Annotated in this window: 12 protein-coding genes; 1 reads left to right on the top strand and 11 read right to left on the bottom strand. The window is 51.8% G+C overall.

The window, feature by feature from the left end; translation table 11 throughout:
- Window positions 1-54: 54 nt before the first annotated feature.
- From CBQ26_RS01770 to CBQ26_RS01820, 11 genes are all read right to left on the bottom strand, one after another.
- Window positions 55-1,032: a GDP-L-fucose synthase family protein gene (locus tag CBQ26_RS01770; RefSeq protein WP_143341912.1), complete on the bottom strand. Its 978-nt coding sequence runs from the start codon at window positions 1,030-1,032 to the stop codon at window positions 55-57.
- Window positions 1,032-2,078: a GDP-mannose 4,6-dehydratase gene (gene gmd / locus CBQ26_RS01775; protein ID WP_088246895.1), complete on the bottom strand. Its 1,047-nt coding sequence runs from the start codon at window positions 2,076-2,078 to the stop codon at window positions 1,032-1,034. The genes CBQ26_RS01770 and gmd overlap by 1 nt, the downstream gene beginning before the upstream one ends.
- Entirely contained in the window at window positions 2,075-3,328 is a 1,254-nt protein-coding gene (locus CBQ26_RS01780) for a WcaI family glycosyltransferase (RefSeq protein WP_088246906.1), read from the bottom strand. Before CBQ26_RS01780 ends, gmd begins: the two co-directional genes overlap by 4 nt.
- Complete coding sequence (locus CBQ26_RS01785; RefSeq protein WP_216360333.1) at window positions 3,329-3,739, bottom strand: LbetaH domain-containing protein; 411 nt, start codon at window positions 3,737-3,739, stop codon at window positions 3,329-3,331.
- A gap of 142 nt (window positions 3,740-3,881) precedes the next feature.
- Window positions 3,882-5,027, bottom strand: coding sequence for a glycosyltransferase (locus tag CBQ26_RS21180; RefSeq protein WP_172417872.1), 1,146 nt, complete (start codon window positions 5,025-5,027; stop codon window positions 3,882-3,884).
- Entirely contained in the window at window positions 5,024-5,920 is an 897-nt protein-coding gene (locus tag CBQ26_RS01795; RefSeq protein ID WP_088246897.1) for a glycosyltransferase family 2 protein, read from the bottom strand. Before CBQ26_RS01795 ends, CBQ26_RS21180 begins: the two co-directional genes overlap by 4 nt.
- A complete protein-coding gene (locus tag CBQ26_RS21185) occupies window positions 5,917-7,026 on the bottom strand; it encodes a glycosyltransferase (RefSeq protein WP_143341915.1) in 1,110 nt (369 codons plus the stop codon). Before CBQ26_RS21185 ends, CBQ26_RS01795 begins: the two co-directional genes overlap by 4 nt.
- Complete coding sequence (locus CBQ26_RS01805; protein ID WP_172417873.1) at window positions 7,013-8,032, bottom strand: O-antigen ligase family protein; 1,020 nt, start codon at window positions 8,030-8,032, stop codon at window positions 7,013-7,015. Before CBQ26_RS01805 ends, CBQ26_RS21185 begins: the two co-directional genes overlap by 14 nt.
- A gap of 170 nt (window positions 8,033-8,202) precedes the next feature.
- A complete protein-coding gene (locus tag CBQ26_RS01810) occupies window positions 8,203-9,456 on the bottom strand; it encodes an oligosaccharide flippase family protein (protein WP_143341917.1) in 1,254 nt (417 codons plus the stop codon).
- Window positions 9,453-10,436, bottom strand: coding sequence for a UDP-glucuronic acid decarboxylase family protein (locus tag CBQ26_RS01815; protein ID WP_244897971.1), 984 nt, complete (start codon window positions 10,434-10,436; stop codon window positions 9,453-9,455). Before CBQ26_RS01815 ends, CBQ26_RS01810 begins: the two co-directional genes overlap by 4 nt.
- Window positions 10,433-11,845 carry a UDP-glucose dehydrogenase family protein gene (locus CBQ26_RS01820; protein WP_244897972.1) on the bottom strand — a complete coding sequence of 471 codons (1,413 nt, stop codon included), beginning with the start codon at window positions 11,843-11,845 and terminating at the stop codon, window positions 10,433-10,435. The genes CBQ26_RS01815 and CBQ26_RS01820 overlap by 4 nt, the downstream gene beginning before the upstream one ends.
- A gap of 1,156 nt (window positions 11,846-13,001) precedes the next feature.
- Between CBQ26_RS01820 and CBQ26_RS01825 the strand changes: the two genes are divergently transcribed.
- Entirely contained in the window at window positions 13,002-13,502 is a 501-nt protein-coding gene (locus CBQ26_RS01825; RefSeq protein ID WP_088246899.1) for a hypothetical protein, read from the top strand.
- Window positions 13,503-16,030 lie beyond the last annotated feature (2,528 nt).

The raw sequence follows: 16,030 nt of genomic DNA on the forward strand, positions 1-16,030 counted from the left end.
GAAACGCCGGTCACCCTGGAAAGGACGACCGGCGTTTCCCTTGCACCCATGCGGTCAGCCGCGAATGTTCCCCGCCGCCCGCTCCTGCAGGAACCAGTCGTAGGTCTGACTCACGCCGCTGTGCAGATCCGTGCGGGCCGACCAGCCCAGGCCTGCCAGACGCGACACGTCCATCAGCTTGCGGGGCGTGCCGTCCGGTTTGCTGGCATCGAACACCAGTTCTCCCGTGAAGCCCACCACCTCCGCGATCAGTTCCGCCAGTTCCCGGATGGTCAGGTCCACGCCCGTCCCCACGTTGATCGGCCCCGGCTCGGACACCTGCTCCATCAGGAACAGGCACGCGTCGGCCAGGTCCTCCACGAACAGGAATTCCCGCAGCGGCGTGCCGCTTCCCCAGACTTCCACGGTCGCCGCGCCCGCCTCTTTCGCCTCGACCATCTTGCGCATCAGGGCCGGCAGCACGTGCGACCCCTTCAGGTCGAAGTTGTCCCCCGGCCCGTACAGGTTCGTGGGCATTCCACTGATGAAATCCGACCCGTACTGCGTGCGGTAATGGTCGCACAGTTCGATCGCGGCGATCTTCGCCACCGCGTACGCCCGGTTCGTTTCCTCCAGCGGGCCGGTCAGCAGCGCTTCCTCTCGCAGCGGCTGCGGCGCCAGCCGGGGGTAGATGCAACTGCTGCCCAGGTTTAGGAGCTTCCGGACACCCGACTCGTGCGCCGCGTTGATCACGTTCGCGGCGATCATCAGATTGTCGTACAGGAACTGCGCCGGGTACGTGCTGTTCGCCAGGATGCCGCCCACCTTCGCTGCCGCCAGGAACACGAACTCCGGCCGCTCCTGCGCGAAGAACGCCCGAACCGCCGCCTGATCCCGCAGGTCCAGCTCCCGGCTGGCCCGGGTGATCACATTCGTGAACCCCTCGGCTTGCAGGCGGCGCAGCACTGCGCCCCCCACCAGACCGTTGTGCCCCGCGACGTACACCCGCGCGTCACGCGGCAGCGGACCCGACACCCACGCTGCCGCCGTCATCAGGTGTTGCCGATGCCTTTCAGGGCCACCTGATGCCCGGCGTCCAGCAGGGTCTTCTCCTGACGGGCGAGTTCCAGGTCATGCTCGACCATCTCGGTCACCAGCTCGTCGAAGCTCGTGCGCGGCGTCCAGCCCAGCACCGCGTTCGTCTCGGACGCGTCACCGAGCAGGTAATCCACCTCCGCCGGGCGGAAGTACCGGGGATCGACCTGCACGTAGTCCTCGTAGTTCAGACCCACCTGCGCGAACGCCTTCTGAGCGAACTCGCGCACGCTGTACGCCTCGCCGGTGGCGATGCAGTAATCGCGGGGCGCTTCCTGTTGCAGCATCATCCACATGGCTTCCACGTAGTCGCGGGCGTGGCCCCAGTCGCGCTTGGCATCCAGGTTGCCCAGGAAGAGTTTGTCCTGCAGTCCCATCTTGATGCGGCCCACCGCGCGGGTGATCTTGCGGGTCACGAAGGTCTCGCCGCGTCGGGGGGACTCATGGTTGAAGAGGATACCGTTGCAGGCGTACATGTCGAACGCCTCGCGGTGGTTGACGGTCTGCCAGTACGAGTAGACCTTCGCGACGGCGTAGGGACTGCGCGGGTGGAAGGGCGTGTGCAGGCCCTGGGGGGGGTTGGCCGCGCCGAACATCTCGCTGCTGCTGGCCTGATAGAAACGAACCTGCTTCCCGGTGCGTTCCATGAAATCACGGATCGCCTCCAGCAGACGCAGGGTGCCCAGGCCCACGATGTCCGCCGTGTACTCGGGCTGGTCGTAACTGACCTTCACGTGAGACTGCGCGCCCAGGTTGTACACCTCGTCCGGCTGGATGCGCTCGATGAGCATCCGCAGGCCGGAGGAGTCCGACAGGTCCCCGTAATGCAGGAACATGCGGGTATCTGTCTCGTGCGGATCACGGTAGAGGTGATCGATGCGGTCCGTGTTGAAGGTACTGGCGCGGCGGATTATACCGTGAACCTCGTAACCCTTACCGACCAGAAGTTCCGTCAGGTACGACCCATCCTGACCCGTGATGCCTGTAAGTATTGCTGTCTTCATTTTCTTCCTCTCTTTTGTCTAGTTACTTCAAAAAGCCTTTTTTCAAACCTAGATAGTATCTCCTCTTTTTCAAGGAAATCTATAGCAAATTTTCGACCGTTGGATCCCATGATAGATCTTTTATGAGGTTCGCCTACTAAATTCATAATTGCCGATACAAGTCCTTCAGAGCTTTCCGGTTCAGATATTAGACCCATTTGATTATTACTTACAGTTTCATATAGAGTGGTGCCCATATCGGCCGTAACTATCATTGGCCTACCGGCAGCGGCTATATTAGTTAGCTTGGACGGCATAACTAAATCTGCCGCGCCTTTCTTTTGTATAATTAGATGGATATCCCCAGCAGCAAGCAGGTCATTTAGCTTCTCCGGAGGCTGCAAAGGAATAAATATGACGTTATTCAATGATAAATTACGCGAGTAGTCCTGCAGTTTTTGCTTGCTACCCCCATCTCCACACATTACAAATTTTACCTTTTGTTCCTTCCTAATCAAACTTGCCGCATCAAGGACAATTTCTAAGCCCTGCTTGTCCCCCATGTTGCCCGAATACATCACAACTATGGCATCGTGTTCGATATTAAGTTGTTCACACATTTCGTCACTTCTACTACTTGGACGAATTTCATTGGTGTCAGACCAATTTGGGAACATCTCTACGTTCTTCTTGGTTCTTTTCGAAAGCTTTTTAGCCATAACGTGACTAATAGTAGTGACATAGTCAGCCGATCTTAAAACTTGTATCTCCAAGCGCTTTAATATTCTCAACAAAAGCTGATTATTTACAATCTTGAGTTTCTCTGCGGCATCGACCTGTAAGTCTTGCACATGGATTATCAACGGGATTCGTCTAATCTTGGAAAATAAAATAGAGGGCAATATAGAGATAAGGACAGGGTGGATTGCCATGACAGCATCGTATTCACGCTTGTCAAGATAGTATCTTCCCCACCACCTCAATGAGCTTATGGTATAAAGTAGTTCATACATTACTCTATATAAACCATTGACTTCTCCATTCTTAGGCAATAGCACAGGAACGTAGCCTATACTAACTCCCTCGTTGCTTTCAGCAGAATACTTATTTTTGATCCCTGTGCGAGCCCTCCAGTCTGGGTAGTGAGGAACAGCACATATTACATCTACGGAATGACCTTGTTCAGACAGCCAATCTGCCAATTCTTCACTATATTTAGCGATACCAGTAGAGCTTTTATCATAGTATATTGATTGTAAAAGTATTTTCATTTATATTACTTCCCTTTCCTTTATAAATTTTATTGGGTTTCCACCGTAAATATTGCCGGCCTCCGTACTTTTGTTGACGACGCTGCCTGGAGTTATTATAGAGTTTTTACCAATTTTAACCCCAGACAGTACAATACATCTAGAGGTAATCCAAGCGCCCGATTCAATAATAACGTCTCGCACAATCAAATCCATGGAATGCTTAGTATCGTGAGATCCTGTAGTTATAAAAGATTCCTGCGAGATAACTACATCATTACCTATGATCAATTTGCCTTGATTATGTAACCATACTCCTTCACCTATCCAGCAGTTATCTCCAATTTCAAGTTTCCAGGGATATTTTACCCTCGTCCTTTGACGGTATATGACATTCTTCCCGATTTTGGCCCCAAATTTCCTGAGGGCCATGATTCTTATACGAGAACTAAATTGCATAGGGTTAGTGACGAAAAATATTTCAAACAACATCCAAATCATTTCATACAGTTTTGTTTTGCCCCTAATCGACTTTGCATTCTTTGACTTACTGAGATCAATAACTCTCTCCATGTTAACTTACCCCCATATGGTAGATATCGTTCAGTTTTTGTGCTATTTTTACTAAACTAAGATCTCTATTTATGAGATTTTGGGCATTGTTTATTATATTCAACTTTTTTTTGCGATTCAATAATAAGTCTATTATTTCATCTATTGCTTTGTCCATATCTTTGTCATCAATCAATAAGACTGAGCCACTTGCATTAAGTAAACTGTGGTTTTGAACCTCCGTTGTGATCACTACAGGCACAGAGTTCGCCATTGCTTCAAGAACCGTCATCGGAAAGGGCTCCTCTTGAGAGGTAACTAATAACACATCCGCCCATTCGTAATGCTGAATCACCTGTCTGCTATCAGCCGAGCCACATATAGTAATGATTGAATCAAGGGATAGTTCAGATATCAGCTTTTCAGCATTTTTCAAATCGCCCTCGTCTGGGCCAACTATCCTCGCATTTATACTTAGGCCTTTTTCTTTTAATAATTTGATGATTCTAACAAATAATTCGACGCGTTTTCTGGGGTGCAGGCGGGCTAAAAATAGTATATTGTGAATATCTTTATCTAAAATCTCATTAGACGTCTTAGAATTTACGCTCGGCTCAATGCCATTCATTAGCTCGACTAGGTTGCTTGAAGATAGTGTACGCAACCGATCTCTTTCTACTTCCTGTAGATACAAAACAGCATAGGCTGATCTCATTATAAAGGCCGTAATTTTATCAAAAACTTTGTAAAATATACTGGGCTTAGGATTTATCATGCCGTGAGTTTGCAATATATACGGCTTATTCAAAATAATACACGCTACAGCAGATACAAAAGGGAAGAATTCCCTCGCAAAGTGTATGTGTACAACGTCAAATTTTTTAATCGTTTTAATAGCATCAAAAGCAAAATTGATGCTAGATAGGCCACTAAATTTGCCGAACAAAAGCCTACTTTTGTAATAAAGGACCTGAAAGCCGTCTATCTCGCAGGCATGTATTTTTTCAGAAGAAACAAAGCTCTTTTTCGACAAAGAACCTAAATTAGACGTCAATATGGTAAACCGATGCTCGCTTTTCAATTCTTTTATGTGTCCACGTGCAACAGAAACTGGGCCCCCATAATCAGTACATGGATAGAATGCAGATATAACAACCGCGATTTTCATTTTCTCTCCCATACATATGAAATCAACAATCGGATTATATATTTAGCCGCTATTGAAAAATAATAACTTCGTATAGGCATAAAAGCGCGAGCTAAATTACGAATCAATCCTAAAAGATTCTTGCTGGCCACATACTGTGAGGAAATTACAGTTAATCTAAAATCTGGCAAGATAATCGGCTGTTCATCACCCAGCACCTTTTTACCCCATTCTAGCGAAAGATCAATATTAGACACCTTACTAATCGAATGAACGCCAAGATTCACCGTGTATATGCCCAGAATCTCATCAATCTGAAGGAATTTAAACCCTTTTTTGTCCATTCGTATAACAAAATCCCAGTCTTGATGTTTTTTCAGACAATCATCGAATCTGACCTCTAGAAATGACGCCCTTTTGACAGTTAGGGTCGAAGTTTGCATGAATGTATCTCCAGATCTCAAAGATGGACGCATGAAAAGATACTCAGCTACTGACTCTCTACTTCTTAGAATTCTTCGAGGCCAAACCACTTTCCCTCCATTAACAAATACCTTATGGCTTATAACATCAGGATACTCCTCATTTTTGATTGCAAGAGCTACTCTCTCTAACTTATTGCTGAGCCAATAGTCATCATCGTCCAAGAAGGCAATATAATCAACTTCGCCCTCTATCGCTAAAACACCTGCATTTCTCGGGGATATAATTGTATCAGAGTATCCAACGAAAATGAATTTAACACCCGATCTATACGAGTTAATCACGTCTAGGTATGGCTCTTTGCGGCCGTCAATTACAACAACAATGCTCTTACAAATCAATGTTTGGCTTAGTACAGATTCAATTGCCCTCACTACCTCTAATGGCCTGTTGTGTGTGGTTATGACCACTCCAATGTTTAAATCATTCATAGTATCGAACCATAAATTGTATTTCTTTCCTCATTGCAGACTTTTATGTCAAATTTTTCGTCAACAAATTTCTTTCCCTCTTTTACGCGGATGCTATATCCATCACTATCAGTTATGACGCTTAGTATCACATCTCCTAATGATTTATAGTCTATATCCTTTACCAGCTGTGAATTTAGACTAGGCGGGATCGTTTCGGGTATTCCACCAACATCGAATGCTACTACAGGAGTGCCCATAGTTTGGCTCTCTAAGCAGACCATCCCAAGTGCTTCACATTCTCCGTTTTCTAGAGGAACGCTAGGACTACATAATACTAGAGCGCGACGCATTTCGTCTCTAACGGAGATATTGTCCAGTTCCCCGATGAACATGCATTGGCAGTTCAGATCCTCTGCCAATTTTTCAAGCATTTCTCTTTGAGAGCCATTGCCAATGACTTTCAGCATGATACTAGGGTAGTTCCTTTGGATGTCAGCGGCGGCGCGAATTAAGTATTCGCATCCTTTGACTGGCTCCAGTCTACCTACGAACAAGATCGTCGTATCTTTATCTGAGTACTCGATTGGCTCTTGGCTAGATATAGGGATACCAATATATGAGACTACAATTTTATCTTTCGGGCATCCATTCAGTAGTAACTGCTTCTCAATAAATTTAGAAACGGCTACTATCTTATCAGCCCTCTCAAATACTTCACTAATATTCTTCCTGTAAAATCTGAACCAGAAGTTAGACGATTCCTTTCTATTTATATCATAGCCGTGGAAAGTAACAACTAACTTAAAATCGAAATTACTCAATACCCTAATGAGGTAATAGGCATCAAATCCAAAGTGTATGTGTAATATATCGCACTTCACCAAGCTTCTAAACCATGCTGATGGGTACATAAATCCAAGCGCTCTAAATAATTGCAATAGTCCTTTATTAATATTTAAGATAAAGACCTTATCTTCAGGTTGGCTGAATGATTTATGTGTTTTACTTAGAGCGAATAACTTTGCACCTTTACTCGACTGGTGCAATTGATCATAAATAAATCTTTCGCTAAAATTCAGGTAATTTTCTCTGTAAAAGTGTATAACTGGCTCACTTATCAACATTAGTTGCCTCCCTATATTTTAAGCCGTGTGCCTTAATATTTCTTCTTGATATAAAAACAAATAGAAAGAGTAGTATTAACAAAGGGCTGTCATATTGACTCATAGAGGCTTCCGACCAATTATATAATAAAAAGAATAGGATGATCATTGATTCCGAGGTATGTCTATTCAAAACAAAGGACAGAGTAAACGCCCTCATTATAAACGCAACGAGAATTAACGCTGTAGGCCAACCAAATACAATCATTAACTCAATATATCCATTGTGTGAGTAAAAAGGCTGCCAACCAATTGCGCTTGCTATCAAAGAAAAACTCTGCCTCTGAGGGTTCCAGAAATTATTAAAGCCGTATCCAAACAAATTAATATATCCATTTGAAAAAATCTCATTCCATAAAGGAATCCGACCTGTGAGTGTCGTATCCCTACCAAAGTACGATAAAGAGGTAGATAATATCTCGTCAGAAACAGTAATAGATAAAGCAGTAAAAACTACGGATACAAGCAAGAAATAGTTGAAAACCGCTCTTTTCAAGTACAGCGAGGCCATGTAAATTATTATTACGGAAAGCGAGACGATCAAAGCACCTGAAGATTGACTCTCCAGCAGGCAGATAGCGGATATTGCGAACAGTACGAATCTTACTACGAGCGCCTCTCTATGTAGCATGATAGATGCCAGTAATCCAAAAGCGGCCAAGCCACCAAGACGATTTTTGTGAGACAACAAACCTTTCCACTGCTGATTAATGTTATCTATCGTAGTTCCGACCAGTGGATTATATATGGCAGTCAGAGCCGATAAAAAAATAGCAGCAACGAGTATGATCAAAACGCTGCGCACCACTCTATCAGAATATAGGGATAAATATCTAGCCATTAAAATCTGTGTAATAAAGATGTATGCCCCAACTAAGCTTCCGCCTTCAATTAGGCAAGAAATCAATAGAGAAATTGTTGCTGACACCATTATAATCAACAGCGCCTTCCCTTCTTTAACGATCATTGCTAAATTTATGAGATAGAGTAAGTTGAATACGGTGCACATATAAAAAAGAAGGGCCAACCTCGGCTTTTCAAGCCCGATTCTTTCTATATCCTCTGTGAAATAGCCGATTGACTGCAAAAACAACGTAGCAATTACAGTAAAATACGTAAATCTTGCTATTTTACTTTTCATTTTTGCCTTTCAAATCTAGCTTTACGTATCATAATGTAGAGCAAAAGAAGAAAGATTGTAGTCTCTGTTACCACAGAAGCAAAGGCAGCCCCCTTAGCACCACTGTAAGGTATCAGAACTAGATTTAGACCGATGTTTACAATACATCCGACAAACTGCACTACTGAGCGCTGCTTCTGATATCCAGCACCTGTTAGCGAATCCGCAAGGAGATAGTTAATTGATCGGAAAAATATTACTAAACTCAAGATTCTCAAAATTAGTGCGGACTCAGAAAAATCATCTCCAAAAATAGACGGGACCAAGGGTGAGATGGTATTTAGCAGTAGTATAATTGCACCACTCAACGCCAAAATTATCGGTGAAATCTTCTTCGCAAAATCTATTGTCCCCGTAATTCCCTTAGACCCAGACTCGAAAAATCGGGCATAGGAAGCAAAAAATATGCTTTTTATAGGAGTAAAAGCAACATCCATAACTCTATACGCGGCCGAGTATACTCCTGCCGATTCATAATTAGACATTTTTGACAGCATTGTTTTATCGATATCGTTATAAATATTTTGAGAGCTCAAACTGATTGAAAAAGCCAGTCCTTCTTTGTAATCTCTGGCAAACCCACCTATTTGCAGATTACCCCAGCCTAGAGTAGATCTGACCAACCACAGCGATACCATGCTACTCATGATTGTAGATACTAAGAACAGAATCGACCAAATATCAATATTTTTGTTGTCAGTTACCAAGAAGAAAAATAGTATTGCTAAAAAACGTAATAGAGAAGGGATAATCTGTATTAATGCCGAGGTTTTTATTATCTTAAATGCTTGAAATGCTTGGCTAGATATATCTATCAGCCTAGAAAAAAATAGTTCACTAAGTATGATACAGGAAAGCAAAATCCAACTTACCTGATCACTAAATAGTGTGGCAAAAGCTATAAAAACGATTATAGATATGCAAATTGCGCTGATCAAAGTGATGAGTAATGCACTCCCCCAAGATCTGGAGAAGGAATTTGGATCAGCAGCAACATTTTTCACCAATAGGTTGCCAGTGCCAATACCTGCAAAAGGCGCAAATACGGAAACGAAGGCTATAGTAGATGCAAATGCGCCATACTGACTACTGCCCAGTGATCGCGCCAAAAAAATAAAATATACCATTTGAATGCAGACACGGAACAATAAACTTAAAAACATCCAAGATGACTCACCCGCGAGCCTGCTTTTTAAAAAACCGCTGTTCACGACTTTATTTTCTGTTCATCAAAAACTCTATTTAATCCGCTGTCTATACCCTTTAACGGACGCCACTTTATAATCTTCCATGCTAACCCAATATCGGGTCTTCTTTGCTTTGGGTCATCTGCTGGCAGGTCCAGATTGACCAAGTCAATCTTACTTTCTACAAGATTCATGGTCTTGCTTGCCAATTCAATCATCGTAAATTCATCCGGATTTCCTAGATTCACTGGCTCGTGGTACTTCACCATCATCAGTCGGCTGATTCCTTCTACCAGATCGTCGATGTACTGGAAGCTTCTGGTCTGGCTGCCGTCGCCGTACACGGTCAGGGGCTCGCCGCGCAGGGCCTGGTGGACGAAGTTGGTGATCACGCGGCCGTCGTCGGGGCGCATGCGAGGGCCGTAGGTGTTGAAGATGCGGATGATGCGGGTGTTCACGCCGCGACTGCGGTGGTACGCCATGGTGATTGCCTCGGCATAGCGTTTGGCCTCGTCGTAGCAGGAGCGCACGCCGATGGGGTTCACGTTCCCCCAGTACGTCTCAGGCTGCGGGTGAACGTGCGGGTCGCCGTACACCTCGCTGGTGCTCGCCAGGAAGAACCCGGCGCCGTGCGCGTGCGCGAGTTCCAGGCCGTTCTGCGTGCCCTGCGCGCCGACCATCAGCGTCTCGACCGGGAACTGCTGGTAGTGGGGGGGGCTGGCTGGGCTGGCGAAGTGCATGACCCAGTCGAGTTTCTCGCCGGTGTACGGGATGCCATGGCTGACATCGGCCTCAATGAACGTGAAGCGCGGGTGGTCGCGGAACAGGTCGGTGTTGCTGACCTGTCCGCTGATGTAGTTGTCCACGCCGATGACGGTGTGCCCTTCGTTCAGGAAGCGTTCGACGAGGTGACTGCCGACGAAGCCGGCGCTGCCGGTGATCAGGATGCGCAGCGGGTGGCTAGTGGCGGTGCTGGGGACGGGTTGGGATTCGGGTGTGGTCATAGGCTGGTATCCATTGTGAACTCTTCCGCGGCTGGTGCGTCACGGCCGATCTGTTCGACCTGGGCGTCGATGGGGTTACGGATGATGTTACGGGCGTCGATGATCAGCGGGCGGCGCATGCGGGGCGTCAGGGCGTTCCAGTCGAGGGTGCGGTAGTCGGTCCACTCGGTGGCGACGATGATAGCGTCGGCCCGGTCGAAGACCTGCTCGACGCTGCCCGCCTCGTGGTACGTCAGGTGCGCCCATTCGCGGCTGGCGCGGGGCATGGCGATGGGATCGTGTGCGACGACGGTCGCGCCGAGCCCGTGCAGGCGCTCGATGAGGTCGTGGGCGGGCGCGTCGCGCAGGTCGTCCGTGTCGGGTTTGAAGGCCATGCCGAGCACGCCGATGCGTTTGCCTTTGAGGGTCCGCAGTTGCCGGATGAGTTTCTGCAGGACGTCCTGCCGCTGGCGGTAGTTGACGGTGACGGCGGCCTGCAGGATGGGCATGTCGTAGTTATGTTCCCGTCCAGCGCTGATCAGACCCTGGGTGTCCTTGCCGAAGCAGCTGCCGCCCCAGCCGAGGCCGGCGTTCAGGAAGCGGCTGCCGATGCGGGTGTCCATGCCGATGCCGGTCATGACTTCCTCGATGTCCGCGCCGACGCGTTCGCTCAGACCCGCGATCTCGTTCGCGAAGCTGATCTTCAGGGCCAGGAAGGCGTTCGCGGCGTACTTGATCATCTCGGCGCTCTGCAGGGTGGTCTTCACGACCGCAGGGCGGGTGTACGTTTCCGGGCGCGGGGCGCTGGCGGGCGCGACGAACGTCTGCTCGATCAGCGGGGCGTACAGGCGCGTCATGTGGGCCACGGCGTCCGGGCTGCCGCCGAGCACGATCCGGTCCGGGTACAGACTGTCATGCAGCGCGGTTCCTTCCCGCAGGAACTCGGGATTACTGACAACCGCGTGCCGTTCCGCGTGGAAGGTCACGGAGTTCTCCTCGAGCAGCCGCGTCACGTAATCCCCGGTGCCGATGGGCACGGTGCTCTTGTTCACGATGACCTGCGTGTGCCCGTTCAGGTGCGGGGCGATACTCGCAGCGGCACTCACGACGTACTGCAGGTCCGGCGTACCGTCGGGGCCGGGGGGCGTACCGACGCAGATGAACACCACGTCCGCCGCGGCCACCGCGTCGTAACTGGTCGTCCAGGTCAGGCGGCTCTGCACGCTGGCGAGCAGGGCGTCCAGGCCGGGTTCGTGGATGGGCACCTCGGCCCGCTGGAGCATGGCGATCTTCTCCTCGCTGATATCGATACCGGTCACGGTGTGTCCGATGTGCGCGAGAAGGGCGGCGGTGCCGAGGCCCACGTACCCGGTGCCGATCACGGCGACGTTCATGGGCTGGGCGTTGGAGTGCAGGCTGCGGTGAGGCATGGTCTTCTCCTTGATTCAGAATTCAATGACAGATAGGGCAGAACCGCAGGTCAGCAGACCCGATGCGGGCATGCAGCGAGCGGATGGTTGATGAGACATCGACTCCGGGCGGCACATACGGAAGCGCTCACGCAGGCGCCTGCCGTACATAAGGACCGGATAGCGCACGTTCCACAGGCGAGAGCAGGGCATTCATGACTAACCAGACAGCTACATGAAATCTGGATAGACGGAACATGAACGGCACCTTCACGAACGCAGATTACCACCGGGGCAGAACGTCTGCACGCACACTTAATCTCATGAAGACCGACAGACGTCAGCCCCGTCCAATGAATACCTCCCTTCGGGGAAACCACTTCGAACCGGCTGTCCTGGACGCACACACGCTTGTCCCGAACAGCACGACCCTTCGCCAAAGGAGAGACATGACCGCGCGGCGCCACGATACAGAGCATGGAAGTTCGGCACGTCAGCACTCTGCACCATCCAGCGTTAACGAAGCGTTATAGCCAGGCCCCACTCAGAAAAACCCGCCACACTTACACTCCGCATCATGGACAGGCGGCAGCAACGGCTGGACCCGCAAGTCTGGCAGGCACCAGCAACACCGGCCGCCAGGCGCCGTCAGCAAATCTCACAACCCACGGACACTTTGGGGGAACGCCTCACGGACACTTTGAGGGAAAGCCCCAAAAAACGTGCGCAGCACGTCGACATCTTCTCCTGTTCCCAGAGCGGACACTTTGGGAAATTTGGCCTCAGGACCTGCGGACACTTTGGGGCGAAAGAGGACAAGTATTAACTCAGGGCAGACAACACACAAACACCCTTGCACACCGTATTGGTCGCCTTTTCCCGTACAGAACAGCTCAAGCGAAGCCTGAAAAACCATCGCAGGGCGATCTACGGACACTTTGGGGAGTCGAGAGGCGAACTCCACGGACGCATGGAGGGATCGGGCGACCAACCGCACGGACACTTTGGGGAATTGGGCTTCAGAACCTGCGGGCACTTCGGGGGAAATTCGGTCAAAACCCACGGACACTTTGAGGAATAGAACCGTTTTTTGCCCTCTGGGATAGATTTTTTTGAATCCCTTGTTGTTGACAACCTTAGTTTTTATTTTTCTCTAATAACACATAACATCAGCAGCATGACCCTCCTGCACCGGGCTTCCGAGAAGCGTTCGCTGCCCCTGATGGAATCCCTCGGTGTGGACACTGTACGAGAGCGACTGGATGAAGTGGAACAGCTCATCGCAGGCAAAAAGGTACCGGGACCCGGCTTCTTCGTGAGTTTCATCCGCCCGCCGAACGATTACCGGCCACCGCCTGCCCGGCAACAGGTCGCCGTGAGAACACAGGTGGCTGCGCCGCCGCGCCTGCTGGAAGCCGAAGCCAACCCGGATCAGGCGGCGCGCGAGCGATTCGCGAGGCGGTCCGCGATAGAACGGGCTCAGGAAACCGTGCGGTCCCTGAGAGTGGTGTACGGCAACCGCCTGGACGCGGGGGAGTATCGGAAACTCGGCGACGTTCTTGAGGTGGAAGCGCTGGACGCCACGCTACTCCGCGCCGAGGCGGCCCGCGCCCTAACGATGGGGACGTGCGACAACCAGGTGGCGCTCCTTCGGGTTCAGCTGGCAACCTTCTCTTGAGGGCGTTCCATACCAGAAATCATCCCCAAGCTCACAGGAGCCACGAGAAGGCCCCTCGAACGATTCTTGAGGGGTAAACCACCCTCCTGAAAACAGTGAGAACGATCCCTCCCGACTACCAACAACGCGATAAACACGGAAGGAAACGGCCAGCTGCTCGCTGCCATCACTATCAGAGTGGCATGCGCTGGCATTCCTGAATGCCTCCGCTCACGCCTGCAGCGATAACCACGCACGCGTACATGCCATAAGAACTCCGATCAAAAGGGCTGTACAGACCGTTCAATCCGAGCGAAGCGACAAGTAGAGAAACGCCCCTCCGGACGCTGAGCTGACCATCCGGTGAAGTCCCGGATAGGCAGCGAAACAAGCAGCATCCGTACCACAGATCCGCGCAGCCCCCACACAGCAGGGCATTGACCCAGCCCTGATCACCTCCGTCCGCATCCCGCCTCTGCTATGCCGCCCCAGGCAACTGGCCCCAGCGGCGCCCAGCACCTGCGCACATGCAGCACACCTTCCACGACTCGACACCTGCCATACACAGCGCCAGAAGTGATCCGGGTTCCCGCGACATACACCTCGAAGCCTGCAGGTGCCTGTCCCAGAAGAACCGACAGAGAGCAGTTTGCCGGTGCATTGCCTACGGGCACGAAGACCATAACGACCGGAACGCCACGAAAACATCCCGGCCAGGGCATGGCCTTCAGGTGTCGACGGGAGCGATCGAGTGCATGTCGTCGCCCGAGAAGTCCTCAACACTGAGCGTGCTCTGTCACACCACCAGCCGCCACAGATACTCCGGACCGCGACGGGCCTGAGGTTGGGACGCAGGAAACCACCACCAGCCCAGCCGACACCCGAGCGAATCACACAACCGGCCGGTTGTGGCGGGCCTTCCCGGCTCCGCAGGCCGACGCGCGAAAGATCACCGGGCAACCCGGACGGCACCTGAACCCGAGGGGCGACGGGCCTCCAGGAACCCGCACGACCAGGCTCCCCCTTTGCCTTCCGACCCGCGAGAGGTCGCCGGGCAGCCCGGACGGCACCTGAACCCAAGGGACGACGGGCCTCCAGGAACCCGCACGACCAGGCTTCCTCCTCCACTTCCAACTCCGCGAGAAGTCGCCGGGCAGCCCGGACGGCACCTGAACGTGACACGCGAAACGGCGCGCGGCTCCTTCGTCACGCCCTCCTGGCGTCACGCAAGGGCAGGCAGGAAGTCGGAAGTGAAGCCCGCCACTTCCTGAATCCGATACCCGGCCGAGCTATCGCAGGGAGTCGCAACAGGTTCTCGCAGGACCTCGCATCAGGACGACGAAGCCCACCGACCCATGAGCCCAGCGCGTGACGGACCCTGACCGACCAGACCCACCGGCCTCCTTGAGGGTCGCGGGCCGGGCGGTGAAGGGTCATCCGGAGTGCCGGCGGGCATCACGAGCTGACGCGCAGCCGATCCTGAAGGACCGGACCGACCAGCCTCTTTCGGTCTCCCACGCCGAACGCCGGGCGGACATCCGAAGCACAGCCGGGCCGCAAGGTTGATGCCGGATCGACTCACGGCGGTCCGACTTTCCGGCTTTTCGGCCCGCTTCAGTTCCGCAAGGCGGACAGCACAGGATCATCCGGAGCCCCAGCCGACGCCCGAACATGATCCCCGACCAGGCCTCGGCCGCCTTTCACAGCGTCCCCCACCGGGATACGGAGGAGCCGTCATGAAGTCCACCGGCCACTGAAGTGGACGCGCGACCAAGCTCGACCGACCAGACTCTCCTGCCACTTTCAGCCTCCGGGAACAGACACCGGGCAGTCACCCGGAACCCTGACGAGCACCTGAACCGGACCTCAGACGACACGCCTCGACCGACCACGGCCGACCCTCGCGGCATCAGAACCGGAGCAGCGGTGACGCAAAGTTCAGTCCACGAACCTCGAACATCCACGCGCGACTGACCCCTGATGACCAGACTCTCCGACCTCCGCTGACCTCAGACGACACGCCTCGACTGCCCACCGCCGACCCTCGCTGCATCAGAACCGGAGCAGCGGTGACGCAAAGTTCAGTCCACGAACCTCGAACATCCACGCGCGACTGACCCCTGATGACCAGACCCTCCGACCTCCACTGACCACAGACGACACGTCACGACTGACCACGGCCGACCCTCGCTGCATCAAAACCGGAGCAGCGGTGATGCAAAGTTCAGTCCATGAACCTCGAACATCCACACGCGACTGACCCCTGATGACCAGACTCTCCGACCTCCGCTGACCGCAGACGACACGCCTCGACTGATCACCGCCGACCCTCGCTGCATCAGAACTGGAGCAGGGGTGATGCGAAGTTCAGTCCACGAACCTCGAGCGTACACGCGCGACTGACTCCTGATGACCAGACTCTCCGACCTCCGATGACCACAGACGACCAGACTCTCCGACCTCCGCTGACCTCAGACGACACGTCACGACTGACCATAGCCAACCCTCGCTGCATCAAAACCGGAGCAGCGGTAACGCAAAGTTCAGTC

This window comes from Deinococcus indicus, assembly GCF_002198095.1.
Classification (GTDB): domain Bacteria; phylum Deinococcota; class Deinococci; order Deinococcales; family Deinococcaceae; genus Deinococcus; species Deinococcus caeni.

Excerpts from the sequence above, each read along its gene's own strand:
- CBQ26_RS01770 (WP_143341912.1), bottom strand. The coding sequence starts at position 1,032 with ATGACGGCGGCAGCGTGGGTGTCGGGTCCGCTGCCGCGTGACGCGCGG.
- gmd (WP_088246895.1), bottom strand. The coding sequence starts at position 2,078 with ATGAAGACAGCAATACTTACAGGCATCACGGGTCAGGATGGGTCGTAC.
- CBQ26_RS01780 (WP_088246906.1), bottom strand. The coding sequence starts at position 3,328 with ATGAAAATACTTTTACAATCAATATACTATGATAAAAGCTCTACTGGT.
- CBQ26_RS01785 (WP_216360333.1), bottom strand. The coding sequence starts at position 3,739 with ATGGCCCTCAGGAAATTTGGGGCCAAAATCGGGAAGAATGTCATATAC.
- CBQ26_RS21180 (WP_172417872.1), bottom strand. The coding sequence starts at position 5,027 with ATGAAAATCGCGGTTGTTATATCTGCATTCTATCCATGTACTGATTAT.
- CBQ26_RS01795 (WP_088246897.1), bottom strand. The coding sequence starts at position 5,920 with ATGAATGATTTAAACATTGGAGTGGTCATAACCACACACAACAGGCCA.
- CBQ26_RS21185 (WP_143341915.1), bottom strand. The coding sequence starts at position 7,026 with ATGTTGATAAGTGAGCCAGTTATACACTTTTACAGAGAAAATTACCTG.
- CBQ26_RS01805 (WP_172417873.1), bottom strand. The coding sequence starts at position 8,032 with ATGATCGTTAAAGAAGGGAAGGCGCTGTTGATTATAATGGTGTCAGCA.
- CBQ26_RS01815 (WP_244897971.1), bottom strand. The coding sequence starts at position 10,436 with ATGACCACACCCGAATCCCAACCCGTCCCCAGCACCGCCACTAGCCAC.
- CBQ26_RS01820 (WP_244897972.1), bottom strand. The coding sequence starts at position 11,845 with ATGCCTCACCGCAGCCTGCACTCCAACGCCCAGCCCATGAACGTCGCC.
- CBQ26_RS01825 (WP_088246899.1), top strand. The coding sequence starts at position 13,002 with ATGACCCTCCTGCACCGGGCTTCCGAGAAGCGTTCGCTGCCCCTGATG.